This is a genomic window from Peribacillus deserti (assembly GCF_016909175.1).
Taxonomy (GTDB): Bacteria; Bacillota; Bacilli; order Bacillales; family DSM-1321; genus Paraperibacillus; species Paraperibacillus deserti.
On the sequence record NZ_JAFBFI010000017.1, the window covers coordinates 12,935 to 39,039 of the forward strand.

Consider the following 26,105-nt stretch of genomic DNA (forward strand, 5'->3'; position numbering starts at 1 on the left):
CCTAATTACTTACGCATTTTTGGATCCAGTGCATCACGCAAGCCATCACCAAGTAAGTTGAAACTAAGGATTAATAAACTGATTACAATAGACGGGATGATTAATTGATAAGGATATGTCTGAATAAATCTGAATCCATCATTAACCAAAGCTCCCAGGGATGCCTGTGGAGGAGCGATCCCTAAACCAATGAAGCTTAAGAACGCTTCAGTAAAGATGGCTCCAGGTACTGTAAACATAGTAGTTACTATAATCGGTCCCAGTACATTCGGAATCAAGTGTTTACCTATTAACCTGGAGTTTGCTGCCCCAAGCGTTTTGGAAGCCAAGACGAATTCCTGTTCTTTCATTTTGAGAATCTGTCCGCGTACAATCCTTGCCATACCTGTCCAGCCTGTTATAACCATCGCCAGAATGATCGATGTTACGCCTGGCTTAAAGATCAGAATAAATAAAATAACTATGATCAAACTTGGTATACCAATTAATATTTCAATGATCCTCATCATAATGTTATCTGTTCTGCCGCCATAGAAGCCGGCTATACCGCCATAAATGATTCCAATAAACAAATCAATCAGGGCAGCTACCACCGCGATTAGAAGCGAAATACGGGTTCCCTGCCAAACACGGACCCATTGGTCGCGTCCCAGGTCATCCGTTCCAAACCAATAATATTCTTTAACGTTTTTTGCTTTATAAACATCAAATCCATCTTTATCTTTGCCATCAACACCCAGGAAACCTATGTTTTCTAAAACAGGAATCTTTGGCGGAAGCTTTGAAAGCGCTAAGTTTTGCTCTCTGTAAGTGTGGCTGCTTAATATGGGTGCAAAGATAGCTAAAAGCGTAATCAGTATAACAACCACTAACCCAAAAATAGCACCTTTATTTTTTTTCAGACGAATCCAGGCGTCCTGCCAGTAACTCAGGCTCGGCCTTCCTATTCTTTCAAGGTCCCCTTTTCCAGCAGCCGGGCGGAATAAATCAGAAGGTAGATTGTCTAGCTGTTTCTGTTCCATTATTTTTTCCCTCCTGCCAGACGAATTCGAGGATCAACGACGCCGTATAAAATATCCACTACGAAAATGATAAATACAAACAGAGCACTGTAAAAGATCGTTGTTCCCATAATGACTGTATAATCATTCATGTTGATTGACTTGACAAATTGCTCCCCTAATCCTGGGATGGCAAATATTCTTTCGATTACTAAGGAACCTGTCATAATATTAACTGCCAATGGACCAATAATTGTAATTACCGGAATTAAAGCATTTCTAATAGCATGCTTGATGATGATGCCGGATTGGCTGATTCCTTTTGCCTTAGCTAGCATAATATAATCAGAAGCCATAACTTCTAGTAATTCAGTCCTCATAAAACGTGAGATATTGGCAATTACAAATCCAGATAATGCTATAGTCGGCATAATTGTATAGATGAAACCTTCCCATAGTGCAACTGGTAACAGCTGAAGCTTAACACCAAGTACAAATTGCATGAATCCTGCGAAAACAAAAGAAGGAATAGATATACCTAATACAGCCAGGAAAGTAGCACCGTAATCGAAAAACGTATTGTGCTTGATTGCAGCAATAATCCCTAAAATTAGGCCAACAATTGATCCAATTATTAATGCTTGTAACCCTAATTGTGCTGAAGGTCCAATTCTGCCTGCAATCATTTCTGATACCGGACGGTTATCGTATTGAAAAGATAATCCAAGATCACCTTTAGCTAGATTTGCGATGTAATGAACATATTGGACAGGCAGTGGATCATTCAGTCCATACTTTTCATTAATAATCGTTACCTGTTCAGGAGTAAGTTTATCCTGGCTTTTAAGTGGTGAACCGGGAAGCAGTTTCATTAAGAAAAATGTGAGAGTAGCAATGATGAATAAAGTTATCAGCATGTAGACAATTCTTTGAAGAGTATAACGCAACATCCCGTTAGCCCCCCTTTTCTATTAGTAAATTATTCTAGTAATCTTTTAATTCTGATTTTTCTGTAATAAGGGAAAAAGGAGAGTACGAGGTTTTAAACCACATACTCTCCTTTGCTTCCCATGAGTACTTAGAGATTACTCAATGTGAGCCCATTTGTAGCCGAAGTCTCCGCCGAATGGATGCTCAACGATTCCTTTTACATATTCACGTTGAAGGAATGCAGTACCTCTTTGGTACATTGGAGAAATTGCAGCATCATCCATTAGGATTTTTTCAGCTTCTAAAAGAGCTTTCCAGCGAGCATCAAGGTCTGAAAGAAGAGGACCTTTAGCATCAGCAACAAGCTTGTCATATTTAGGGTTTGAGTAGCCCATTTGGTTATGAGCACCATCAGTTACGAACATGTCGATGAAAGTCATTGGATCTTGGTAGTCAGGACCCCAGCCAGCGAATGAGAAGTCATAGTTGCCTTTAGATTCAAGATCTAGCTTTTGTTTGAATGGCTGTGGCTTAATGTTAACAGTTAAGCCTTCAAGATTTGATTCTAACTGCTCTTTAAGGTATTGAGAAATTTTTGCAGAGTTGTCATCGTCATAGTTAAGCATTTCTAGAGTAACTTTGTCGAATTTAGCTTCTTTTTTAGCTTTAGCCCAAAGTTTTTTAGCTTCTTCCACATCCAATTTACCTAGGTCTCCATTTGTTTCACGGAAATCCTTGCCGTCCGGACCAACAGCAAATTTATCAGGAACCAGGTAGTAAGCAGGCTTAGAACCATTGTTTAGAATAACATCAACAAATGATTTTTTATCCCATGCAAGATCAAGTGCTTTACGTGCATCTCTGTTAGCTAATACTTTGTTCTTTTCGTTTAAACGCAAGAAGTATACAGAAGTATCAGGAGAAGTGCCAAAGTTCTTGTCAGACTTGTATTTATCTACAAATTCTGCATTTAAAGCTGCACGGTCAGCCTTTTTAGTTTCATAAAGGTTAACTGCAGTAGCGGTATCTTTAACAATGTTAAAGTTGATTGTTTCAAGCTTAACAGCTGCATTATCCCAGTATGTAGGGTTTTTCTTAAGCTGGAAGCTTTGTTCGTGTTTCCAATCGCTTAGTGTGAAAGGACCGTTATAAACTCCAGTGTTTGCTTCTAGAGCGTAGTTTTTGCCTTGCTCTTTAAAGAATTTTTCGTTTTGTGGATAGAAAGTTGCAAATGACAATAGGGATTTGAAATATGGAATGTTGTTTTTCAAAGTGATTTCTAACGTTTTTTCATCAATAGCTTTAATGCCTAGTGTGTCAGGCTTAGCTTTGCCAGAGTTAATTTCTTCTGCACCTTTTACATCATAAAGCATATAAGCATATTCAGCAGCTGTAGCAGGATCTACTGCACGTCTCCAAGAGAATACGAAATCGTTAGCTGTTACAGCGTCTCCGTTAGACCATTTTGCATCGCGTAGTTTGAACGTATAAGTTTTTCCGTCTTCACTTACTTTTGGCTCTTCTGCAGCCATACCAAGTGTAGGCTCATTATCCTGTCCTAAACGGTAAAGACCCTCGTATACGTTGTTCATAACATTGAATGATACGGAGTCAGTAGCAAGAGTTGAGTCCATAGATGGAATCTCAGAAGTTGCAATAAGGTTCAATACTTGTTCTTTTTTAGCGTCAGCAGATTTTCCTTCGCTTGAGCCTTTTTTAGTGTCACTGCCTGCTTTTTCTCCGCCGCCGCTGCATGCTGCAAGGAACGTGCTTAAAGCAAGAACAAGAACTAAAAGAAACGAAAACTTTTTGTTCATTCTAGAATGACCTCCCTAATTTTTATCTTCAAATTTTCTGAAGATTTCGTTCTTATTATAAGTTGTACTACTACAAATTTTCAATATTTTTTTTACAAAAACTTTACGATTAGGTTTCAATAAACTCAGGCTATTTTTCACGAAACCTTTTTATACCAAGGTTTTCGGCATAATACACAGGAAAAAAATTCTTGTTTTATTATCTAACTTTTCTTAAAATGAGGCTCAAAGTTGGGAAAATTTTGAGAAAATTTTGTTTGTTTTTGACAAATACTGTATGTACCAAATCTCTATATGAGGGTAAAAGACTCTCTTATATTATTTTAATATTGCTTGCCTATCCCGTCTATTAATAGCTATACTTTTTTTTGAACATGACATATGCCGGAGAAGGAGAAGACATGAACTATATTGTACAGCGGCTGTCCATAATAACGGGAATTAATATATTCGTTTCACTACTGCTTGCCTTTTTTGGAGAAAATACTTATTACATCTCCTTTATGAATTGTTTATTCTTTATTGGGCTTTTTTATATTGTAATAGGAGCCTTTTTATTTGTGGTTGAAGGCGGCTTTTTCAATGGAATCATTTTTAGTATGAAAAATTTTCTTAAGCTGGATAAGCTGGGTGCGTATGTTGCGCAGTTTGATGATGCGGATCTGGAGGCAACGGGTTACCCTTCCCAGAAAAAGTATAATATTACTCTGCCGTTTCTAATCTCTGGATTATTGTGCTGCCTTGCAAGCCTGATTGGAGTTATCTAGGCGGCTATTTGCAAATGTACTTTCTTTTAGATAAAATTAAAGTAAGATTTTATATTGAAAAGCATAGAAAAAAGCAGAACATTCGGTGTCAGTTAATTAGCGCCTGTCAGTTGGAATAATCTGGCATACTGTCCGTATGGAATGGACTTTTCAGCATCGGATTTCTTTTTAAAAAAGGGATCTGGACGCGGCCAGCGTTAAAGGCAGGTTACAGTTTTTTGAGTATCGATAAAGAAACCGGGATACCGGTACAAAGGGTGGCATATTGAAAAACCATTCATCCCTATACTGGGGTAAGGATGGTTTTTTTTATAGAAAATTAAAAAGACTTAACATTAATTTAGGAGTTGTATAAAATGAAAACCATTTTTTCCGGAATTCAGCCGACAGGAAATGTAACAATAGGAAACTACATAGGAGCGATGCAGCAATTTGTTGATTTACAGCATGATTATAACTGTTATTTCTGCATAGTGGATCAGCATGCAATTACTGTGCCTCAGGATCGTCTAGAACTTAGAAAAAATGTCCGCAGCCTGGCTGCTCTTTATCTCTCAATCGGGCTGGATCCTGAAAAAGCAACTATTTTCATTCAATCCGAAGTCCCGGCACATGCTCAGGCAGGATGGGTTATGCAATGTATTTCTTATATTGGAGAACTGGAGAGGATGACACAATTCAAAGATAAATCCTCTGGCAAGGAAGCTGTTTCTTCAGGACTGCTTACCTATCCGCCTTTAATGGCAGCCGATATTCTTCTATATAAGACGGACATTGTGCCGGTTGGAGATGACCAGAAGCAGCACATAGAATTGACCCGTGATCTAGGAGAAAGATTTAATAAAAAGTATAACGAGATTTTTACGATTCCAGAAATACGGCTTCCGCAGATTGGCGCAAGGGTGATGTCTCTGCAGGAGCCAACAAAAAAAATGAGCAAATCAGATGCCAATAAAAAATCGTTCATTACCCTATTGGACGATCCTAAAACGATTGAAAAGAAAATCAAAAGCGCTGTAACGGATTCAGATGGAATCGTGAAGTATGACAAAGAAAACAAACCGGGAGTCTCAAATTTGTTATCCATTTACTCGATTTTCAGCGGAAAGTCCATTACTGACATAGAGGGTAACTATGCAGGAAAAGGATATGGAGATTTCAAAGGAGACCTTGCAAAGGTTGTGATTGATGCCCTTTCTCCTATACAGGAACGATACAATAGCCTCATTAATTCAGAGGAATTGGACGCGATTCTTGACAGAGGCGCCGAGAAAGCAAATCGCGAGGCAAATAAAATGATTAGAAAAATGAACAATGCCATGGGACTAGGCAGGAAGAGATAATTAAATATTATATAACCAAAAAAGCACGCTTTTGAGGCGTGCTTTTTTGGTTGACTTTAGTTATTTTATAATACAGAAGGACTGTCTCCTACTTCCATTTCCCAAAGCTTTTCGAAAAATGGCTGGCCTTTAATCAGGTTTTCGCATAATAATAGATGCTTGCTGCTCCAATCATATCTTAAGGATTCGAACAGCTCATTCCATGCAATTTCAAATTCAAGATTTTGGATATATTCGTATTTATGCGGTGACCATTCGGTGTACCAGTATCTGATTTCTGCCGTATTTTTTGAAGAATACAGCTGATCAAGAGCCATAAATAACAGCTGTTTTAGTTGGCGTTCTTTTCTTGTAAGTCCCTGCATTAAATCTGGTGCCGGAGACAGGATATGATAATCCTTAGTTTCTGTCTCCTGCTTTTTGAACTCATATTTCGCTTCTTCCTGGTCCTCAACCATTTCATAAACCAGCTGTTCCTGCCTTGGAATAAGTCTGCTTTTCCTGATAGGAATATTATAGCCGATCGTATCAACCGCCAGTATCCCTTTTCCATCCGTAACAATAAAGCAATAATCCATTTGAATTCTTTCATGGTTTTTTCTTGCATACGCCTTTTGGAAAATATCATCCAGTAATTCTTTGGGCAGCTCCGATAAGTCATTTTCAATATAGTGAAACATAGGAGACGATACTTTGATGAGCGGCACTTGATCCAGCAGTTCTATACCATCGTCTTTTCTCCATTCGTGAAAGTGGCAAATATTGTACCCGTTTTCTTCCCCTTCAAACCAATTAACCCATACATCATGGAGATATAACATCATCTGACCCCTCACTTACTTGAAAACTGTTTGTCCATCAGTATAGGCATTTTTTAGTAAAAATATTCCTTTTTTTGAAGGAGGCTGGCTATATTTTTCTGTCCCCTGCTTTAGCCCGCCAGAAAGATTCCTATAGACGATTATGATTTCTATGAACATCTATTTCTCTAATAATGTACGGTCTCTATTTACGCCGATAATCTATTAAAAAATTTTATTTCGCTGTTTTACTCCCGCTGCATTCTGTAAATGACCCCGAGTACTCCTCTGCTGTAAACCGCTTCTCTAGCCGCGATTTATTCGGTATGTAATACAGCAGGGGGCAACATGCTTCTGGTGGTGGTCAGCCACTAAAATAACCTTCCATAAAATATTCAGATGGCTTAGTGAATGTAGCACTTTCTGAAATGTATTTATTTTTTTTATACTTTGAAACCGCATGGAACCCGCATGAATACCCTATCATTTTTGGAAACCTTCCTAACCCATACAGGAGCTGATCATGTAACGTATCATTCTTTTTTAAATCCAGATGCGGCTTAATATATTTTTCCCCCAGTCTTAATGCAGCATTCGAATTATAAAACCGGGTCCACTCAGCAAGGTAAGATGCACCTACATTTCTTGCTACAGCATGTTCTGCGAGTCCCTCAAGAACGATAGAATCCATTAGAGTATAATCATTAATATCCTTTTTTAAAGAATTAAGCCTGCAGACATGATGATATTCATGAACAAAAACAGCTTCAAGCTCCTTCTCGGAAAGGCCTGGAGTATAAAACAAAAACATCTTATCCTTAAATGCCAATCCTGACTTATTTCCTTTATTTGAATGAAACATACCGGCACTTCCATGAGGAAAAATAAATATAGGGATGTCCGGCCCGCCCCAGCTTTTTTTATAAAATTTAAAGAAGCCTTCAACTTTAGTCCATACTTTATTTTCTACTAGCTTAGTAAATTCACTTGAAGTTCTCCCATTATATTTGTACATGCCATTTCTGGCCAAATAATTATAAACTCTTTGCTCAGAATCCTCGTGGAATAATTTTTTGAGCTTTTTACATATTTCTAGAGGATTTTTCAAGGAAACTTTTAACCATTCATCCGTCTTCAGAACTCCCATATTCCCTCCTCCCTTTCAGCGATGATGTATTATATGCTTGAGGCTTTAGGGTTGTTATTAGTCTCATTCTCACAATTTACTTTAATGCCGGCCATTAGGCGGATGCAGGTATGTATGATGATGGTAAAACTCAGGATTTAAAAATAGCTGTTAAACTTGCCTGTTGATTGCCAGCGAAGGGCACTCGCTTTCCTCGGGCGATCCGGGAACCGGCTCTCCCGATTACGCCTGCGGGGTTTCCCTTGACCTGTTTGCTTGCAGGAGTCCCAGTATCCTCTAAAATGAACATAGTCCAAAATCAAAAATGAGCTAAAACTTAGCGTAATAATAAAGGATTCTGTCCAAAAAGGATCCACAAAAAAACCTCTTGAAGAATATTCTCCAGGAGGTTGCTAAAGGTTTTATTGGTATTTTTTAAATACTAAAGTGGCATTATGTCCGCCGAAACCAAGCGAGTTACTCATAGCAGCTTGTACTTCCATTTCTCGTGCTTTGTTGGGAACATAATCCAAGTCGCATTCCGGGTCGGCTTCCTCAAGATTGATGGTAGGAGGAACCAAATTATTTTTGATCGCAAGTACCGTTAGGATTGCTTCAACTCCGCCTGCTGCTCCTAATAAATGTCCGGTCATCGATTTTGTAGAACTAATAGCTACGTGTGCGGCACTTTCGCCAAACACTTCTTTTATAGCCATGGTCTCAAATTTGTCATTATATGGGGTGCTTGTTCCATGTGCATTAATGTATTGAATCTCGCTCGGTTCAAGCCCTGCATCTTTAATGGCCATCTTCATGGCTCTCGCTCCGCCTTCGCCGCCTGGTGATGGTGCCGTTATATGATGCGCATCCCCAGTAGCTCCATATCCTACAATTTCTGCATAGATTTCTGCTCCTCTTGCAAGTGCATGTTCCAGATCCTCTAATACAATAATTCCCGCTCCTTCACCAATTACAAATCCGTCCCGGTTTTTATCAAAAGGCCGGCTCGCCGTTTTTGGATCCGGATTCGTGGTTAGTGCAGTATTGGCGCAGAAGCCGGCAATTGCCATTCTTGTAATGGGGGCTTCGGAGCCGCCGGTAATCATAACATCCGCATCTCCGCGCTGAATCACTTTAAAAGCATCACCGATTGAATTGGTACCTGTAGCACATGCAGTCACCGTGCAGGAATTGAATCCTTTTGCACCTAGGATGATAGAAACCTGGCCAGCAGCCATATCGGGAATCATCATCGGAACAAAAAATGGGCTTACTCGGCGCGGCCCTCTGTTAAGGAGGGTTTCAAACTGGTTTTCGAACGTTTCCATACCGCCTATTCCGGAACCGATCCATACACCTACCCGCGGTGCGTTTTCTTCAGTAATTTCGAGTTTAGCATCCTTAACCGCCATCAATGAAGCTGCTACTGCATATTGAGTGAAACGATCCATTTTTCTTGCATCTTTTCTATCAATAAAATCCTCAGATTTAAAATCGTTAATTTCAGCTGCCACTTTTGCCGGATAATCCTCTGCATTAACCCTCGTTAACTGGCCCACACCTGAAATTCCAGCAACAGCGTTCTGCCAAAAGCTTTCTGTATTATTCCCAATCGGAGTAAGGGAGCCTAATCCTGTTACTACAACTCTGCGTTTAGTCATTATAATTCTTCCTTTCTTAAATGAAAATTAATCTGTTTGAACTATTTGCCCCAGCGTAAAGCAATGGCTCCCCATGTCAAGCCTCCGCCAAAACCGACCATTACCAGACAATCGCCATCTTTAACTTTACCAGCTTCAAGTTCATCCACTAGAGAGAGAGGGATAGAAGCTGCAGACGTGTTTCCGTATTTATGAACAGTGGAGGACATCTTTTCAGGAGGAAGCTCTAATCTTTCCCTGGCCGATTCCATGATTCGGATATTTGCCTGATGCGGGATCAGCAAGTCTACATCCTCTTTTGTAAGACCAGCTTTTTTTAGAACATTTACACTCGATTCACCCATCTGGCGCACCGCAAACTTGAAAACTTCTCTCCCATTCATGCTTAGATACAAACCATCCTGGAGCAAATATTTCCCGCCAGAACCATCTGCCCCTAATTCAAATGAAAGGATCCCTTTATCATCGGATACTGGCCCCATTAGGACGGCACCGGCGCCGTCCCCAAAAAGAACAGCAGTATTGCGGTCATCCCAATTTGTTATCTTCGAAAGTTTTTCTACACCCACTATTAATACATGCTTATAGGATCCTGTTTTGATGAACTGGCTTGCAGTAATCATGCCATACATAAATCCGGCGCATGCAGCACTCAAATCCATAGCTGCAGCTTTTTTAGCTCCCAGTTTTTCCTGGAGCATACAGGAAACACTTGGGAAAGGACGATCAGGCGTAACTGTAGCTACGAGAATTAAATCAATCTCTTCCGGGGAAATCTGCGCATTCTCAATTGCCTTTTTAGCCGCCTCATAGGCCATATCAGATGTATTTACATCATCTGCTGCAATTCTTCGCTCCTGTATGCCGGTTCTTGTACGAATCCACTCATCGGATGTATCGACCATTTTTTCAAGGTCAAAGTTTGTAAGGATTTTTTCAGGCAGATATCTGCCTATCCCGATTATACCTGCATTCATTTAAACAACCCCTCTATTTTCAATATCCAAATGAATTATTATCAATTATTAAGACTTGGTACTAATTTTAACTAAAAACCTGAAATCTGGCAATAGATTACCTTGGTGCTCTCTGATAATTCTTGCCTTATCATGGCGGCTTCAGTCTAGTCCAACTTAGATATTTGTACATATAGTACAAGTGAGGATAGCAAAGGAGGTTAAAACATAATGGCTTCTAACAAAGGGAAACATGACAGAATTTCTGATTTTATGTTTGGAACTAAAAACCATAGACAGCACAGCAATTCAGACGAACATGATAAGCTTGCTGAATTGATGTCAAAAATTGATCTTGACCAGCTCTTGAATCAGGTGGACAGCATCATGACTGTATATGATCAATTTAAACCAGCAATTAAGCAGCTTAGCCCGATCATGGATATCATTCTAAAGAGAAAAAAATAAAAAGCTGCAGAGAGCAGCTTTTTTTATTGCAGAAAATTCACTAGGTGAAAATCTATTCTTTAGCATCCTGTCTTCCAAGCTCATAGGCTTCCTGCATAACTTTCTGGAATAAATCCATAAAGTGCGGCAGCATGTCCATAGAAAGTTCAATCCCGGCTTCATCAAGTTTTGCTTTCGCATCAGGAAAATACTTCATGGCAATCGCCATAAATTCCATGTTTTTATTTTGCTGGTCCATATCATTCTCTCCTTTTTATACGATTCCCTAATATTATAGCTTAATTTACTCTTTTTAATGGAATTAGAAGGATTAATTATTATGGACCTTTAAAATTACAGAATTCAGGTCACAAGACCTGCTTGTTCCCTTGACTAGGACCAGACGAGAATACAGCTCATTACATGTCGTTTTCCAATTGGCTTTTTTCACCCACACTTGGTTTTAGCACTCATACTCATAGACCTCTTCCAGCTACAAAAGGACTAAGGAATCATCATTCTGATCTTAAGTCCTCAGTATTAAAATCTTTTCCAGCCGATTAATTGCTGATTCATTCTATAATGATCGATTTGTTTCGCTATTCCTGATTCAGGAGAGGTCCTTAAAGGAATCATGCAGTTTGTTTCCACGTTTGGCTCTTGTTCTGTGACCTTGTTCCTTGAAACTTCGATCTGCTCTTGAGGAAAGATTTCTTTTGCACATAAATCCCATTGATTCTCTGCAGAGCTTTCTATAACAATTTCTTTAAGCGGGGAAGCCAGTATGGAGGGCAATTCATCCATTAAATCTTCAATATAAATGGCGTCTCTGCTATATTCCTCTCTAATAATAGCACTTAATTTCTCTGTCTCTACCCCTTGGATGCATGCTTGAAAAGCCATTCCTTCTGGCTGCCAGGCCCCGTACACAGTTGGAAGAAGTACAATTTTGCAGACTTCATTTTGTAAACTGAGAATTTTCATTTCTTCTTCTTTTTCTATAGGACCGATCAGAAAGGTTCTCTTTGCTGTACGTTCGGATTTTTTATTAATGGAGTTTAATAGTTCAAGCGTCTTTTCACTACCAATAGCTGAGACCTTATAAAAATCATAATAAGAAATATAGACCATCACCTCTTCATCTTCATTCCAGGCATTATTCCATTCCTCGATCGAAAAAAAAGAGAAGTTATCATTTCTTCCTATTTCCATACATTTGTCCTCGAAGCTTGAATTTACCTCGCTTCTCCAGTCAATGCCTATTACTTCATTCCCTAGCTCAAGCAGTTTTTTACATAGATGAAAACCTATAAATTGAAAATTTCCCACTACAATATGCTTCAGCATGATCGTCTGGCCCCCCAAGATTGATCTGTTGGTGTATCTTATGCGTAAAAAAAGGGGGAATTTCGCTTTTTTTCGAATTTAAAGGATATCTTCGAACTTTTTGAAAAACTGGCGGGCCTGCGCGGCGATTTTATAACGTTTTTCGGCTAAAAGGTACTGAACTTCAACCGCAATTTCTTCTTTTTGGCTGTCTATTAGGCGTTTATATAAATGAGACTGATCTTCTCCGCCCGTTCCAAGTACATGAATAATTTTTAAGGGGACATTAATATCGAGGTAATCCGGATGGGCGTTGTTTTGAAAAAGTTCTCTTTGTTCCGTATCAAGTTCATAGGCTTCAGATAGTTCTTTCATTAGTCTATTCAGAAAAAATTTACGCTCTTTCTCCCTTTGTATTTTTTCATTTAAGGAAAGGCATGGGTTAAGAAAAACAGCAGATCGCACATTTCCCTTAAGGAGTTTCATAAGCTTTAGGGCAGTCAGCGCTCCTGTCCCTTCTGCCAGGATATGAATCCGGTCATTTAAGATTTCACTTTTCATTATTAAATGGTGAAGGCGCTTAGCTAAAAATACAGATTTATCACTTCCCCAGTTAGCTCCATATAAGTTAGACGAATAAAGTGTATAGCCCGCCGATTTTAACTGGTTCAATATCTGTTCCCGTCCTGGATGCTGCAGCCAAAAGCTGCTTTTCTCATCTACAAAATGGTTTCTCTCACCGATTATCATGATCGCGAACCCGCTTGGCCGGTCAGGATAGTATACGATATTCCATTGACCATCAAACTGGAAGGTACGTTGATTCATTACCGGGTTCCCCTTTGTGTGCTGATTTTTATATATATGATTGTCCTATATTCTATAATATTATAGAGGATCTCTAAATGCATGGGTGATCATATAAAAGAAATCAAAAAAATCCGTTTTTTAAATGGCTGGCTTATGATAAAATAGTGATGATGTAATAGGATTGAGGTGAATTCTGTGAAAGTATTCTGGACCTTTTTCTGGACTTTTTTATTAGTTCAAATGCTTACATATGTAGTAAGCGCAATGAATGGTGTTAAGCCAGACTTCGCTCAAGGGGCAATCCTGGGTGTAGTCGTGACTGTTCTCATTTTAATTGTAGGCGCTATTATTCCTGATGAGCCTGCAAAAGCTTACCATCATTAATCTAAACCAAAAAGCGCCGTAAGTGCTATATTGGTGAACGTATAAAAGGGACTCCCACAGGAAGTCCCTTTTTACATGATCCCGGCGCGGGTGGACCTTGATTTTCCAGATTACCCGTATGCTCGTGCTCTGTTAATGCTGCGGTTTTGGTGCGTACGTCCACTGTCTTTCATGATTGGAAGTTTCGGGGAATGGTTCTCCTGCGTTCAGATGAATATTCCGCGGGTTGACTACCATGCTGCCGCCCACACCTACTTCTACATAATTCCCATTATTAGGTGCTTTATTTCCTGGTTTAAATCGATGATTCTGCCCCATTGGTTATCCCTCCTTTTCCCCATTATTATTAGCTAAAATACGGTGTCCATTACAAGATCATCACACCTTTTACTGAAGACAATAAAAAAACCGGGTTAAAAACCCGGATTCTCTTTTCTTATTGCATTAAATCCACCAATAATGCCTTTTGCGCATGCAATCTATTCCCTGCTTGATGAAAGATGACAGAATTCGGGCCATCAATCACTTCACTCGTTACTTCCTCTCCCCGGTGGGCAGGAAGGCAATGCATAAAGAGGAAATTGTGCTTGGCACTCTGAATGAGATCACCATTAATTTGAAAGTCTTTAAACTTTTCCAGTCTTATTTCATTTTCTTTTTCCTGGCCCATACTAGTCCAGACATCTGAATATATAATATCGGCATCTTTGACCGCTTCCGCAGCATCCCCAGTGACTATGATTTCGGCGCCATTCTTCTCTCCTTGCAGCTTCGCAGATTGTATACAAACCTGATTTGGCTCATAGTCATTTGGACATGCTATCGAAAAATGCATACCCATTTTAGCACAGGCAGCCATAAGGGAATGGGCCATATTATTCCCATCACCAATGTATGCCATCTTCAACCCCTTTAATGGACCTTTTATCTCCGAAATGGTCATTAAATCAGCCAGCGCCTGGCAGGGATGAGCTAAGTCAGTCAGCCCATTTATAACTGGAATGGATGCGTACTTAGCTAACTCTTCTACCCTTTCATGGCTGAAGGTCCGGATCATAATCCCATCTAAATACTCAGAAAGTACACGTGCTGTATCAGCAATGGTTTCTCCACGGCCAATCTGCAGATCATTGCTGCTTAGAAACAGCGCATTTCCGCCAAGCTGAAGCATTCCAACTTCAAAGGAAACTCTTGTACGGGTTGATGATTTTTCAAATATCATCCCCAGCGTTTTATCTTTTAGCGGAAGATAGCTTTCCCCCAAAGTTTTTTTAGCTTTAATCTTTTTTGCTGATTCCAGTATGCTTGCTATTTGATCCGAGGTAAAATCTGATATTGTAAGGAAATCCTTCTGGCCCAATATATTTCCTTTAACTGAAGGTGCACTATTCAACATGATTACCTCACTCCCACTTTATTTTTCTTTTGCCATTCCTGCAATGAGGTAACAGTTATAGTATCTGCGGCAGCTGAATCTAAGAAAGCTTGGAAAGTCTCAGGTTCTGAAAACATATAATGACGATATTTCACAGCTTTCTCCCTAAGCCTTTGGTCTTCTTCAGATATCCCCCATGCAAGCACGGCTGCGCCTTTCCCTCCCTGGAACCATGATTCAAGATCTACATTTTTAATAATTGTAAATCCTTTTTCCGCTATGAGCGCTTCGTGTTCAGCTGAGAGGTTTACACTGGAGCTGATCAAAATTTCATTTTGAACCGTAAAGTTTTTGTTTTTTTGCAGGAAGGCTTTCTGCAGGGCTTTTTCCCTGCAATTACTGATTGAGATTCCTTCCCCTGTTGATTTCATCTCGGGGCCGATTTTTGAATCCAGTCCGCTTAGAGCATAAGTTGAGAAAACAGGGTATTTAACAGCTATAAAAGGAAATTCTGGAGAATGTGTTTCTTCGACATTCGACAAGGAGTATTTCCCAAGCAATATTTTTGTCGCTATTTGAACCATCGATACTCCTGACAGCTTGCTGATGATAGGAATAGTCCTGCTGGCCCTAGGGTTTACCTCAAGTACATATACCTTATTGCTGTCCAGTACAAATTGAATATTCATTAAACCTTTATAATTCAACTCTTTTACGATTCGGCGTGCATACTCAGACATAAGATCTTTATTCTGGCTGCTGATCGTTTGCGCCGGTAGGTATGCCATACTATCTCCTGAATGGACACCTGCTTTTTCTATATGTTCTACTACCATAGGAATATAGGCAGATTCACCATCGGCAATTACATCCACTTCGGCTTCCATACCAGGAATATACTTATCAATTAGAACAGGGTAGTCAATTGCCCAGCCATCTTGAATTTTAGTCTTAAGCTGCTGAAGAGAATCAAATACCAGCATTCCTCTCCCGCCTATTACATAAGAAGGCCTTAACAAAACAGGAAATCCAATTGTGCCGGCGAGCTGGTATACCTCTTCCTCATTAGCAGCCTCATAACCCGGAACATGCGGAATATTCAACTTCTGAAGGAGCTGGTAAAAGCGGCTTCTATCCTCTGTTTGATCTAAAGTATCAAAACTTGTTCCAAGAAGCTTAACCCCGTTTTCTTCTAGACCCTTTGCCAGGTTAATGGCAGTCTGGCCGCCAAATTGTACCAATACTGATTCGATCTGTTCTGCTTCAATTACATTTAGGACCGATTCAAGGGTTAATGGCTCAAAATATAATCGGTCTGAGGTAGCAAAGTCCGTGCTCACTGTTTCGGGATTGTTGTTAATCATAACAGCTTCATAGCCTTTTTCTTTTAGTGCATATACAGCATGAACAGAGCAATAATCAAATTCGATGCCCTGCCCGATTCTGATCGGTCCGCTTCCAATAACCAGGACTTTTTTGCTGGAAGATGGCTTTTGCTCATTTTCCCCAAAATAAGTAGAGTAAAAATAGTTGGTATTCGATTCAAACTCGGCAGCACAGGTGTCTACCATTTTATAAGCTGAAATGACACCAAAATGCCTTCTTTTACTGCGGATTTCTGCTTCGGAAACGTTCCAGGCATGGGCTAGGAATGAGTCTTGGAAACCTTGTTCCTTGTAAGCTTGAAGCTGTTCTTTTTCTACCGTTTCAAGTGCCTTGGAGTATATCTCATTTTCTGTATCTATCAGGTTTTTAAAGCAATTTAAATAGAAATAATCTATTTCCGTAGCCTGATGGATTTCAGAAACTGTAATGCCTCTCCTCAACAATTCAAAAATGACAAAAAGACGCTCATCTGTACATTTCTTGATCAGATTTACTAAATCTGGAACGGAGACTGATTTTAATGACTCCATTTCCAGCCCGTTTACCTTTAGCTCTAACGAGACAATGGCTTTCTGCAAGGCTGCTTCCAAACTTCTTTCAATAGCCATTACTTCTCCGGTCGCCTTCATCTGGGTTCCTAATTTTCGATATGCTTCAGGAAATTTATCAAAGGGCCAGCGCGGAAACTTAACTACCGTGTAATCTAAAGCCGGCTCGAAGCTTGCGTAAGTGCTTTTTGTAACCGGATTAACTAATTCATCCAGTGTATATCCAACTGCAAGTTTTGCGGCTATTCTTGCGATAGGGTATCCTGTTGCTTTTGAAGCGAGTGCTGAAGACCTGCTTACTCTTGGGTTAACCTCAATTAAATAATACTTTTTGCTTTGCGGATCGAGAGCAAACTGAATATTGCATCCTCCAATAATTCCAAGGGATGAAATGATCTTTATGCTGGCCGACCGAAGAAGGTTATACTCCTCATCTGTTAAAGTCTGGGAGGGAGCCACTACGATGGAGTCACCCGTATGGATACCAACAGGATCAATATTTTCCATGTTACAGATTGTTATACAAGTATTGGAGGCATCTCTCATGACTTCATATTCGACTTCCTTGAAACCTGCAATGCTCTTTTCTACCAGACATTGATGAATGGCACTCTCCTGCAGTCCTGAACGTACCAGCTCATGATATTGCTCCATATTTTCAGCAATGCCGCCACCCGTTCCTCCTAGTGTATAAGCAGGCCGGATAATAATCGGAAAACCAATTTTTTCAGCAAATGAGACTGCATCTTCTACCGTATTAATAATACTGCTTTCTGGTACTGGCTCATTGATTTCATACATTAAATTGCGGAACAGTTCCCTGTCTTCACCCTTTTTAATGGATTCAATCGGAGTTCCGAGCAGTCTGACCTTGTACTTTTCTAGTATACCGCCTTCATATAGCTCATAAGCCAGATTCAGCCCCGTTTGGCCTCCTAGAGTGGCTAGAAGACCATCAGGTTTTTCTTTTTCAATGATCCTGGTTATAACTTCCATTGTTAGGGGCTCAAAATAAACGGCATCAGCATGAATTTCATCTGTCATAATAGTCGCAGGATTACTATTAACAAGAATAATCTTATAGCCTTCTTCTTTAAGAGCCAGACAGCCCTGAGTTCCTGCGTAATCAAATTCAGCCGCCTGGCCGATTACAATTGGACCTGATCCAATAACTAAGATGGTTTGTAAGCTAGTATCTTTAGGCATATGCTTTTTCTCTCCCAGATTTGTGTTTCACCATTTCCATATATTCATCAAAAATATAATTGCTTTCACATGGACCAGGATTGGCCTCCGGATGAAATTGGACAGATACGATGGGCAGTACTTTATGCTGAAGACCTTCTATACTTCCATCGTTCACATTTTTATACAAAATAAATAAAGGAGCTTGAGAAATGCTTTTTTCTTTCACAACATACCCATGATTTTGAGAAGTCATGACCACTCTCTTTGTATTCATATTAATGACTGGCTGATTGGCTCCTCGGTGTCCAAATAAAAGTCTCTCCGTATCCCCGCCAAAAGCTAAGGCGATCAACTGGTGGCCAAGGCAGATACCCATAGTTGGATATTTTTTAATCACTTCTTTAATAAATGGCATAAACCTATTCATTGCTTTGGGATCTCCAGGACCGTTTGATAACACAATTCCATCCGGTTTTAATGCATGTATAGTTTCTGGAGCAGTGTGGCACGGAACCACCGTCACTTTGCAGTTTCTTGCTAGAAGTTCATCAAGAATGGATTTTTTATATCCGAAATCATACAAAACAATATGGTGATTGCCTTTACCGTAGGAGGAAATTTCCCGAGAGGTAACCTGGCTTACCAATCCTGCTTTACTGAGAGGAATAAGATCTGGAATTTCTGTGGCTTTTGCAGCCATTGCTCCAGACATCGAACCTTCTTTGCGGATCTTCTTCACAATGGCCCTTGTATCTGCTTTTCCCAGCATCGGGATGTTCCATTTATTCAGATATTGTACAAGTGAGCATTCAGCCTGATAATGGGAATATTTCATATTTCCTTGATACACAATCACTCCTGCGACATGCGGGACTTTACTTTCAAAATCCTCTTTATTAATTCCATAATTGCCTATAAGCGGATAAGTGAAAACAATGATCTGCCCTTTGTAGGAAGGATCCGTCAGCACCTCCTGGTAGCCGGTCATTCCTGTATAAAACACGACTTCTCCCACTGCAGTGCAAGCAGTGTCTGTCAGCCATTCTCCTTCAAACGTGTCTCCGTTTTTCAAATGTAAATATCCCTTCATTCTGGCTCCCTCACATGTGTATATTTATTTGTTATTGAGAATATTTATGCATTTTTAGATATAAGAACACGAGGTTCTTATTGTGCTAAACAACCTGTTTCTTTTTTGCTAATGTTTGAGCTATATGTTCAATGGCCTTATTCAATTCAATTTCAGTTACTGTCAGCGGAGGAAGAAGCCTTACTATATTCGGACCGGCTGGCAGAGTTAACAGTCCTTGTTTCTGAAGAGCTTTCAGGTACGGTGCTGCATCCTCTTTCAGCTCAATGCCGACCATAAGGCCTAATCCTCTAATTTCTTTCACAACTGGTGACTCTTGTAACTCATCCTGTAAACGTGCAATAAGCAGCTTGCCTTTTTCCTCGACACTACGTGTAAATCCTTCTTTAGTAAGCTCAGATAGCACAGCTTTTGCAGAGGCTAAAGATATTGGGTTACCTCCGAATGTAGAACCATGGCTGCCAGGTCCAAAAAACTCGGCTAACTCTTCCCTTCCTGCCATAGCTCCTACCGGAATTCCATTTCCAAGCCCTTTAGCAAGCGTAATAATGTCCGGCTTAATGTCGAAGTGCTGGAAGGCAAAAGACTTACCTGTCCTCCCAATTCCAGTCTGTACTTCATCAATAATCAACAAAGCCCCTGTTTTGCTTCGGATTTCTTCCAATTTCTTGATAAATTCAGGCTTAATGATATGAATACCACCTTCGCCCTGAACAATCTCCAACATAATGGCAGCCGTCTCATTATCAGCAGCGTCCTCTAAATCTTGAATACTGTTAAACTCAATATATTTGAAGGTTTCCAGCATCTGTCCATAACCGGTACGGACTTTTTCCTGTCCTGTTGCCGCCATTGTAGCAAAGGTCCGGCCATGGAAAGACTGATAGCAGGTTATGATTTTTGATTTACCAGTTGCTTTCCTTGCCAGTTTAATAGCAGCTTCGTTTGCTTCTGCTCCACTGTTGGAAAAGAAAACCCGTTCCAGTCCTGATAGCTCTGCTATAGCGGATGCTGTTTCTTCCTGAACAGGCAGCGAAAATAAATTTGACGTGTGCCAAAACTTATCTAATTGCTTTTTCACTGACTCTGTAATGTCCGGGTGGCAATGCCCGAAATTGAGAACTCCTATTCCAGAAGTGAAGTCTAAATACTCTTTTCCTGTTTGATCGATTAAATAGGATCCCTTGCCTGCAGCTGGTTCAATATTCCAGCGTCCGTAGGTTGGAAACAAATGGCTCATTTTGCTGCTCCCTTCATATATAAATTTTCAGAGACAAAAGCTGTTCCGATAAAAGAGTTATTATCATAAAATTTATTTTTCCCGCTTGCAATCATCACTCGTTTTGCTCCCTGGCTTAAAACTGATAGAGCTGTTTCTACCTTCGGTTTCATACCTCCATATACAGTTCCTTCTTCAATAAGCTTTATGGCTTCCTGTACGGTAAGCTCCTGGATTAGATTTCCATCTTTCAAAACTCCATCCACATCTGTTACAAACACGCACATTTCAGCATGTAATGCACTTGCAACAGCGCCAGCTGCCATATCAGCATTAACATTAAGTTTTTGCCCATGGGGTCCGGATGCTATTGGAGTGATAACAGGAATGCATCCTATTTCTAGAATAGACTCCAGAAGGTTTTTATTTACCGATTCTACCTTGCCCACAAATCCAAGTGTTTCCCAGTTAACAAAAGCTGCTTGTAGCAGTGAGCAGTCTGACCCATTTAACCCTAACGCTTTATGCCCGGCATGCTCCAGAAGATTTACAAGCTTGCGGTTTGTTTTTCCCGACAGCACTAATTCCACTATATGCATTACTTCCTCAGTTGTTTTCCTTAATCCATCTTTAAATTCAGGCTTAATTTTATATAAATCCAGGGTTTCATTAATATCCGGTCCGCCGCCATGAACCAATACTGGATGGAAGCCGCTGTTCTTTAACCTGTCTATGCTTAAGAAAAAGTCTTCTGAAAGGCTGTTTAAAATACTGCCTCCGCACTTTATGACAATTACTTTCATTCGTAAACCTCCGCCTAAGATCTGTAGCTTCCATTAATTTTTACATAATCGTATGTTAAGTCGCAGCCCCAGGCAGTGCCGGCACCTTTTCCTTCTTCCAGCAAGACGTTGATTACAACTGAATCCTTTTTAAGATAATCTGTGACTGTTTCTTCGCTGAATGATACCGGTTCACTATGATTTAACACGACTGTCTCTCCAAAGCAGATTGTTACATCCTCAGGATTAAAGGTGATTCCGCTTCTTCCCATTGCTGCTATTACGCGTCCCCAATTCCCGTCTGCACCAAAAACAGCTGTTTTGACTAAGTTGCTTCCTACAATCGTTTTAGCTGCCATTTGTGCATCTTCGTTAGTCCTGCAGCCGGAAACATTCACTTCAATCAGCCTTGTAGCTCCTTCTCCATCTCTTGCAATCTGCTTTGCCAGCTCTTCCGATGTTAACTTAAGCAATTCAATAAATTTCTGCCATTCAGGGTGATTTTCATCCAGCACCTTGTTTCCTGCCTGGCCATTAGCCATAACGATGACCATATCATTAGTGGATGTGTCCCCATCCACTGTTATTTGATTAAATGTCTGGTTCGTTACCATTGATAGAGCACTCTGCAGGGCATCCGAACTTATATTGGCATCTGTCGTTACAAACCCAAGCATTGTAGCCATATTGGGATGTATCATTCCTGAACCTTTGGCAGCACCTCCTGCCGTTACTTTAACTCCATCAATATAAGTTGAATAAGCTGTATTTTTTGTAACTGTATCTGTAGTCAAAATGGCTGTTTCAAAATCTGCAGCTCCGCAAGTTTCAGCCACTGGGTTAAGCAGATTGATGCCTTGCTTTATCTTCTGCATATCCAGAAATTCTCCGATTACACCTGTGGAAGCTACTGCCACTAAATGTTCAGAAATACCGAAAGCTTTTGAGGTAGAGCTCCGCATTTCATAGGCATCCTCTAAACCGCGCTTCCCTGTACAAGCATTTGCACAGGCACTGTTTACTATAATGGCCTGCAGTTTTTTTTCTATGGAAATACTATTCTTAGTAACTTGTAAGGGAGCAGCATTAAATATATTTTTTGTATAAACAGCTGCGCAAGACGCCGGAACTTCTGATAGAATAATTCCCAGGTCTTTTTTGGTATATCTGAGCCCTGCATGTACCCCGCCTGCTTTGTAGCCTAGAGGTGATAAAATGCTTCCATTGATTATTTTTTTCAGTTCGCTTTTCTCTTTAATGATTTCCATGTCTTCCTCCTGGTTTATGGGAATAGCGGCAGATTCAGCAGCCCGTCACTTTCATTAAAACCAAACATCAGGTTTGCATTTTGGACGGCCTGGCCCGCAGCCCCTTTCATTAAGTTATCAATTACTGACACAATCGTGATTCGGTTTGTACGCTCATCGTATGCAACTCCTATATCACAGAAGTTGGAACCGTATACATGCTTCGTACAAGGGAAAGAACCAGGCGGATGAAGCCGGACAAAAGGTTTCCCTTCATAGGCTTCCTTATATAAATCCCAAATTTCCCGGGAGCTGGTAACACGGTCTGCCTTGACATACATTGTCGCCATAATTCCTCTAGTCATTGGAATTAAATGGGCTGAAAAACTAATATTAGGCGAATTTTTATTCCAAGCTTTAATTTGCTGCTCAATTTCCGGAGTATGCTGATGTTCATGAACTTTATAGATTTTTAGATTTTCATTTACTTCACTGAAATGTGAAGCCGAAGAAAGTGATCTTCCTGCTCCCGATACACCTGTTTTTGCATCTATAATTATATCTTCAATGGAAGTGAAATTTTTTATAATAGGAGCCAGCCCCAGTAAAGAAGCTGTTGGAAAACATCCTGGATTTGCAATAATATCTGCCTGCGAGATGTTTTCTTGATTCCATTCAGAAAGTCCGTAAACAGCAGAGCCGGTTACTTCTTCAGATGCTGCTTCTTTCTTATACCACTTTTGATATTGCTCTCTGTCTTTTAATCTTAAATCTCCAGATAGGTCTATTACCTTTATATTCAAGTCTTTAAAAAATGGGGTAAGTCCCTTTGAAATCCCGTTAGGTGTAGCAAGAAAAACAAGGTCTGAAGTTTTCGCCATTTGTTCCGGATTTATCTCCATAAGAATTTTCTCTATCTTATGCATAAAGTGTGGATATTCGGTGGATATGGCCTGCCCCGTTTTCGAGGAAGAGTGGACACTCTCTAAAGACAGGCTTGAATGATTATTTATTATTCTAATTAATTCCGCACCGCCGTATCCCGTCGCTCCTACGATAGAAACCTTCAACTATCATCATCTCCAAGACTGGTAAAATAGTTTCCCTTTATTTAGTTATACATTATATGACTGAATAAAAATAAATGCAAATGCATTATTATGTATTTTTAGTTTTTTATTTAAAATTCTGATAAATAGTGCTTTTTCCGCGTTCCTGGAATATTCCGATATCTCGGGAGAGTTTAGAATGTATTTTCCGAAATTCCGGAACCCATAAAAATAAATGTTGCAATTTTCCGACTTTTGTTAATAAATATCCCCCTTTTTACTTTTGGCATGGAAATTGCATTATAACGTTTAAGAGTTACCCTTTTTTTAAAAAGCTAAAACATGGGAGGTGAAAAACAAGATCTAGTCCTAAGTAAGTAAGCTATAAAAATTTTACAAATTATTGTAAACGCTTTCTATTGACGATTTTTTTTACAAGGGAGGATATATATGGAGTTTATTATCATACTGTTATCGCTAGGCTTGTTGATGTTCGTAGCTTACAGAGGATTTTCAGTTATTCTATTTGCTCCAATCTGTGCACTATTTGCTGTCCTTTTAACCGATCCAAGTTATGTGTTGCCGTTCTTCTCCAACATATTTATGGAAAGAATGGTCGGCTTTATAAAATCTTATTTTCCTGTTTTCCTGCTTGGTGCGATTTTTGGAAAAGTTGTAGAAATGTCTGGAATAGCTGAGTCCATAGCAAAAACAATTGCGAAATTAGTTGGCGCAAAAAGAGCTATATTAGCCATCGTACTGTTAGGAGCTATTTTAACTTACAGCGGCGTAAGCTTATTCGTAGTAGTATTCGCGGTTTATCCATTTGCAGCTAATTTATTCAGAGAGGCAAACATCCCAAAACGTTTAATTCCGGGTACAATCGCTCTCGGAGCATTTACGTTTACCATGGATGCTCTTCCTGGAACACCACAGATTCAAAACGTAATCCCGACCACATTTTTTAAGACAGACATCTATGCTGCACCTTTACTCGGCATCATCGGCGGAGCCTTTATATTGATTGTCGGGATGCTTTATCTAGAGCACCAGCGCAAAAAAGCTGCAGCTGCAGGGGAAGGCTATACTGGATTCGGTTCTGAATTGGCTGCTGGAGATACAAGCACAGCTGCAAGCCTTCCGCCTGAAGATGAAAAACTCCCGGTTGAAACTTCATCTCCTTTAAGGCAGATCCTGGCATTTGTACCCCTTATCCTTGTAGGAGTAATGAATAAAATATTCACCATCAATATTCCTAAATGGTATCCAAACGGCTTTGACTTTTCTGCTATTGGCTTAAATGCCTTTGTAAAACTGGAAACACCTGCCGTCGTAGCAATCTGGTCAGTTGAAATGGCACTTGCAATCGGAATCATTGCAACTATTCTTTATGACTGGAAAAAAGTCACAACCAATTTCCAGGCCGGCTTGAATCTTAGCATAAGCGGAGCACTGCTGGCTGTTATGAATACGGCAGCTGAATATGGATTTGGAGGAGTTATTTCTTCCTTGCCTGGATTTGCAGCAGTAAGTAAAGGAATCTCTGAAACATTTACGAATCCGCTTGTAAATGGTGCCATTACCACAACTACACTTGCAGGTGTAACAGGCTCTGCATCCGGCGGAATGGGTATTGCACTCGCTGCCATGTCAGACAAATATATTGCTGCCATTAATGAATTTAATATTCCGCCAGAAGTTATGCATAGGGTCATCTCCATGGCTTCCGGCGGTATGGATACTCTCCCTCACAATGGAGCAGTTATAACCCTTCTTGCTGTTACAGGACTTACACATAGACAGTCCTATAAAGATATCTTTGCAATTACCATCATAAAAACACTGACTGTATTTTTAATTATTGGATTGTACAGCCTGACAGGGCTTAAATAAAAGCCAGTTATAGATGCAGGGCCATTCTCCTCGATTATGGCCCTGCTGCTTACTAAATCATCAACAGTGGAGGCGAAAGTGTGAAATCATTATTACATGATAAAGTAGCCCTGATTACAGGCGCAGGAAGCGGGATTGGACTGCAGATAGGAAAAGCCTTTGCCGCCGAAGGAGCAAAAGTGGTCTTGTCAGATTTAAATGAAGCAGCAAGTAGGGAGGCTGCTTCCCAATTGACCGCTGAAGGCTTTGAGGCGATAGGACTGGCATGTGATGTAACCAATGAGGATGCTATAAAAAGCTGCATCAATGAAACAATTTCACAATTTGGCAGGCTTGATATATTAGTCAATAATGCAGGACTTCAGCATGTTTCACCAATTGAAGATTTTCCGACAGAAAGGTTTGAATTTCTCATTAAGGTTATGCTGACTGCTCCTTTTATGGCAATAAAGCACGCCTTCCCCATTATGAAAAACCAAGGGTACGGAAGAATTATTAATATGGCGTCCATTAACGGCCTGATAGGTTTTTCAGGAAAATCAGCTTATAATAGTGCCAAACATGGCCTGATTGGACTGACAAAGGTTTCGGCTCTAGAAGGAGCAGCCGATGGCATTACGGTGAACGCCCTTTGCCCTGGCTATGTCAATACTCCGCTCGTACAGAACCAGTTAAAAGATCTGGCTGCTACTAGAGATGTCCCTCTCGAAAAGGTCCTTGAGGAGGTTATTTATCCTTTAGTACCACAGAAAAGGCTGCTGAATGTATCAGAAATTGCTGACTATGCAGTATTCCTTGCGAGTGACAAGGCTAAAGGCGTAACAGGCCAGGCATGTGTATTAGACGGGGGATATACAGTTCAATAGAGTAGTAATTATTAGAATCTTTCGACACCAAAGTGGTCAGGCCAGCTTGTTTGTTAGTATAATAGGTAATCATGATAAACAAATAAGGTGGACT

General features: G+C 40.0%; 24 protein-coding genes. 6 read left to right on the forward strand and 18 right to left on the reverse strand.

Going from position 1 to position 26,105, the window contains the following annotated elements:
• Positions 1 to 5 precede the first annotated feature (5 nt).
• The 3 genes from opp3C to JOC77_RS16350 form a co-directional block, all read right to left on the reverse strand.
• The gene (gene opp3C, locus JOC77_RS16340) at positions 6 to 1,022 is read right to left on the reverse strand and encodes an oligopeptide ABC transporter permease (RefSeq protein ID WP_204545300.1); all 1,017 of its coding nucleotides are present in this window, start codon (positions 1,020 to 1,022) and stop codon (positions 6 to 8) included.
• Positions 1,022 to 1,951: an oligopeptide ABC transporter permease gene (opp3b, locus tag JOC77_RS16345; protein WP_204545303.1), complete on the reverse strand. Its 930-nt coding sequence runs from the start codon at positions 1,949 to 1,951 to the stop codon at positions 1,022 to 1,024. Before opp3b ends, opp3C begins: the two co-directional genes overlap by 1 nt.
• 135 nt (positions 1,952 to 2,086) lie before the next feature.
• Positions 2,087 to 3,748 carry a peptide ABC transporter substrate-binding protein gene (locus JOC77_RS16350; protein ID WP_204545306.1) on the reverse strand — a complete coding sequence of 554 codons (1,662 nt, stop codon included), beginning with the start codon at positions 3,746 to 3,748 and terminating at the stop codon, positions 2,087 to 2,089.
• 401 nt (positions 3,749 to 4,149) lie between these two features.
• On the opposite strand from JOC77_RS16350, the gene JOC77_RS16355 reads away from it, so the two are divergent.
• The gene (locus JOC77_RS16355) at positions 4,150 to 4,515 is read left to right on the forward strand and encodes a DUF3899 domain-containing protein (protein ID WP_204545309.1); all 366 of its coding nucleotides are present in this window, start codon (positions 4,150 to 4,152) and stop codon (positions 4,513 to 4,515) included.
• Between the two features lie 356 nt (positions 4,516 to 4,871).
• The gene (gene trpS, locus JOC77_RS16360; protein ID WP_204545317.1) at positions 4,872 to 5,858 is read left to right on the forward strand and encodes a tryptophan--tRNA ligase; all 987 of its coding nucleotides are present in this window, start codon (positions 4,872 to 4,874) and stop codon (positions 5,856 to 5,858) included.
• Between the two features lie 65 nt (positions 5,859 to 5,923).
• Here the strand turns inward: trpS and JOC77_RS16365 are convergent, their stop codons facing one another.
• The 4 genes from JOC77_RS16365 to JOC77_RS16380 form a co-directional block, all read right to left on the reverse strand.
• Positions 5,924 to 6,679: a YjbA family protein gene (locus tag JOC77_RS16365; RefSeq protein WP_204545603.1), complete on the reverse strand. Its 756-nt coding sequence runs from the start codon at positions 6,677 to 6,679 to the stop codon at positions 5,924 to 5,926.
• A 343-nt stretch (positions 6,680 to 7,022) separates the two neighbouring features.
• Positions 7,023 to 7,805: a DUF2268 domain-containing putative Zn-dependent protease gene (locus JOC77_RS16370; RefSeq protein ID WP_204545319.1), complete on the reverse strand. Its 783-nt coding sequence runs from the start codon at positions 7,803 to 7,805 to the stop codon at positions 7,023 to 7,025.
• A 401-nt stretch (positions 7,806 to 8,206) separates the two neighbouring features.
• A complete protein-coding gene (fabF, locus tag JOC77_RS16375; protein WP_204545331.1) occupies positions 8,207 to 9,445 on the reverse strand; it encodes a beta-ketoacyl-ACP synthase II in 1,239 nt (412 codons plus the stop codon).
• 41 nt (positions 9,446 to 9,486) lie between these two features.
• Positions 9,487 to 10,422 carry a beta-ketoacyl-ACP synthase III gene (locus tag JOC77_RS16380; RefSeq protein ID WP_204545333.1) on the reverse strand — a complete coding sequence of 312 codons (936 nt, stop codon included), beginning with the start codon at positions 10,420 to 10,422 and terminating at the stop codon, positions 9,487 to 9,489.
• Between the two features lie 210 nt (positions 10,423 to 10,632).
• On the opposite strand from JOC77_RS16380, the gene JOC77_RS16385 reads away from it, so the two are divergent.
• The gene (locus tag JOC77_RS16385) at positions 10,633 to 10,869 is read left to right on the forward strand and encodes a hypothetical protein (RefSeq protein WP_204545335.1); all 237 of its coding nucleotides are present in this window, start codon (positions 10,633 to 10,635) and stop codon (positions 10,867 to 10,869) included.
• A gap of 52 nt (positions 10,870 to 10,921) precedes the next feature.
• Here JOC77_RS16385 and JOC77_RS16390 read toward each other — a convergent pair whose 3' ends face one another.
• From JOC77_RS16390 to JOC77_RS16400, 3 genes are all read right to left on the reverse strand, one after another.
• Positions 10,922 to 11,107 (reverse strand): ComZ family protein, encoded by a 186-nt coding sequence (locus tag JOC77_RS16390; RefSeq protein WP_204545337.1) that lies wholly within the window; start codon positions 11,105 to 11,107, stop codon positions 10,922 to 10,924.
• A 281-nt stretch (positions 11,108 to 11,388) separates the two neighbouring features.
• Positions 11,389 to 12,195, reverse strand: coding sequence for a hypothetical protein (locus tag JOC77_RS16395; protein WP_204545340.1), 807 nt, complete (start codon positions 12,193 to 12,195; stop codon positions 11,389 to 11,391).
• Positions 12,196 to 12,273: 78 nt separating this feature from the next.
• On the reverse strand, positions 12,274 to 13,002 hold the full coding sequence (locus JOC77_RS16400; RefSeq protein WP_204545343.1) for a hydrolase: 729 nt from the start codon (positions 13,000 to 13,002) through the stop codon (positions 12,274 to 12,276).
• Between the two features lie 177 nt (positions 13,003 to 13,179).
• Here JOC77_RS16400 and JOC77_RS16405 point away from each other — a divergent pair, with 177 nt between their 5' ends.
• Positions 13,180 to 13,368 carry a DUF2929 family protein gene (locus JOC77_RS16405; protein ID WP_204545346.1) on the forward strand — a complete coding sequence of 63 codons (189 nt, stop codon included), beginning with the start codon at positions 13,180 to 13,182 and terminating at the stop codon, positions 13,366 to 13,368.
• Positions 13,369 to 13,500: 132 nt separating this feature from the next.
• Here JOC77_RS16405 and JOC77_RS16410 read toward each other — a convergent pair whose 3' ends face one another.
• The 8 genes from JOC77_RS16410 to argC all read right to left on the reverse strand — a co-directional run bounded on the left by JOC77_RS16410 (position 13,501) and on the right by argC (position 23,273).
• A complete protein-coding gene (locus tag JOC77_RS16410; protein ID WP_204545348.1) occupies positions 13,501 to 13,686 on the reverse strand; it encodes a YjzC family protein in 186 nt (61 codons plus the stop codon).
• A gap of 118 nt (positions 13,687 to 13,804) precedes the next feature.
• Complete coding sequence (gene argF / locus JOC77_RS16415) at positions 13,805 to 14,764, reverse strand: ornithine carbamoyltransferase (RefSeq protein ID WP_204545350.1); 960 nt, start codon at positions 14,762 to 14,764, stop codon at positions 13,805 to 13,807.
• Between the two features lie 2 nt (positions 14,765 to 14,766).
• Positions 14,767 to 17,883: a carbamoyl phosphate synthase large subunit gene (locus JOC77_RS16420; RefSeq protein WP_204545352.1), complete on the reverse strand. Its 3,117-nt coding sequence runs from the start codon at positions 17,881 to 17,883 to the stop codon at positions 14,767 to 14,769.
• On the reverse strand, positions 17,876 to 18,955 hold the full coding sequence (locus JOC77_RS16425; RefSeq protein WP_204545354.1) for a carbamoyl phosphate synthase small subunit: 1,080 nt from the start codon (positions 18,953 to 18,955) through the stop codon (positions 17,876 to 17,878). Before JOC77_RS16425 ends, JOC77_RS16420 begins: the two co-directional genes overlap by 8 nt.
• 85 nt (positions 18,956 to 19,040) lie before the next feature.
• Positions 19,041 to 20,195 carry an acetylornithine transaminase gene (locus JOC77_RS16430; RefSeq protein ID WP_204545356.1) on the reverse strand — a complete coding sequence of 385 codons (1,155 nt, stop codon included), beginning with the start codon at positions 20,193 to 20,195 and terminating at the stop codon, positions 19,041 to 19,043.
• Positions 20,192 to 20,977 carry an acetylglutamate kinase gene (gene argB, locus JOC77_RS16435; protein ID WP_204545358.1) on the reverse strand — a complete coding sequence of 262 codons (786 nt, stop codon included), beginning with the start codon at positions 20,975 to 20,977 and terminating at the stop codon, positions 20,192 to 20,194. Before argB ends, JOC77_RS16430 begins: the two co-directional genes overlap by 4 nt.
• 14 nt (positions 20,978 to 20,991) lie before the next feature.
• Positions 20,992 to 22,224 carry a bifunctional ornithine acetyltransferase/N-acetylglutamate synthase gene (argJ, locus tag JOC77_RS16440; protein ID WP_239558838.1) on the reverse strand — a complete coding sequence of 411 codons (1,233 nt, stop codon included), beginning with the start codon at positions 22,222 to 22,224 and terminating at the stop codon, positions 20,992 to 20,994.
• Between the two features lie 14 nt (positions 22,225 to 22,238).
• The gene (argC, locus tag JOC77_RS16445) at positions 22,239 to 23,273 is read right to left on the reverse strand and encodes an N-acetyl-gamma-glutamyl-phosphate reductase (RefSeq protein WP_204545360.1); all 1,035 of its coding nucleotides are present in this window, start codon (positions 23,271 to 23,273) and stop codon (positions 22,239 to 22,241) included.
• A 429-nt stretch (positions 23,274 to 23,702) separates the two neighbouring features.
• Between argC and JOC77_RS16450 the strand changes: the two genes are divergently transcribed.
• The gene (locus JOC77_RS16450) at positions 23,703 to 25,145 is read left to right on the forward strand and encodes a GntP family permease (protein ID WP_204545363.1); all 1,443 of its coding nucleotides are present in this window, start codon (positions 23,703 to 23,705) and stop codon (positions 25,143 to 25,145) included.
• Positions 25,146 to 25,225: 80 nt separating this feature from the next.
• Positions 25,226 to 26,011 carry a 3-hydroxybutyrate dehydrogenase gene (locus tag JOC77_RS16455; RefSeq protein WP_204545366.1) on the forward strand — a complete coding sequence of 262 codons (786 nt, stop codon included), beginning with the start codon at positions 25,226 to 25,228 and terminating at the stop codon, positions 26,009 to 26,011.
• Positions 26,012 to 26,105 lie beyond the last annotated feature (94 nt).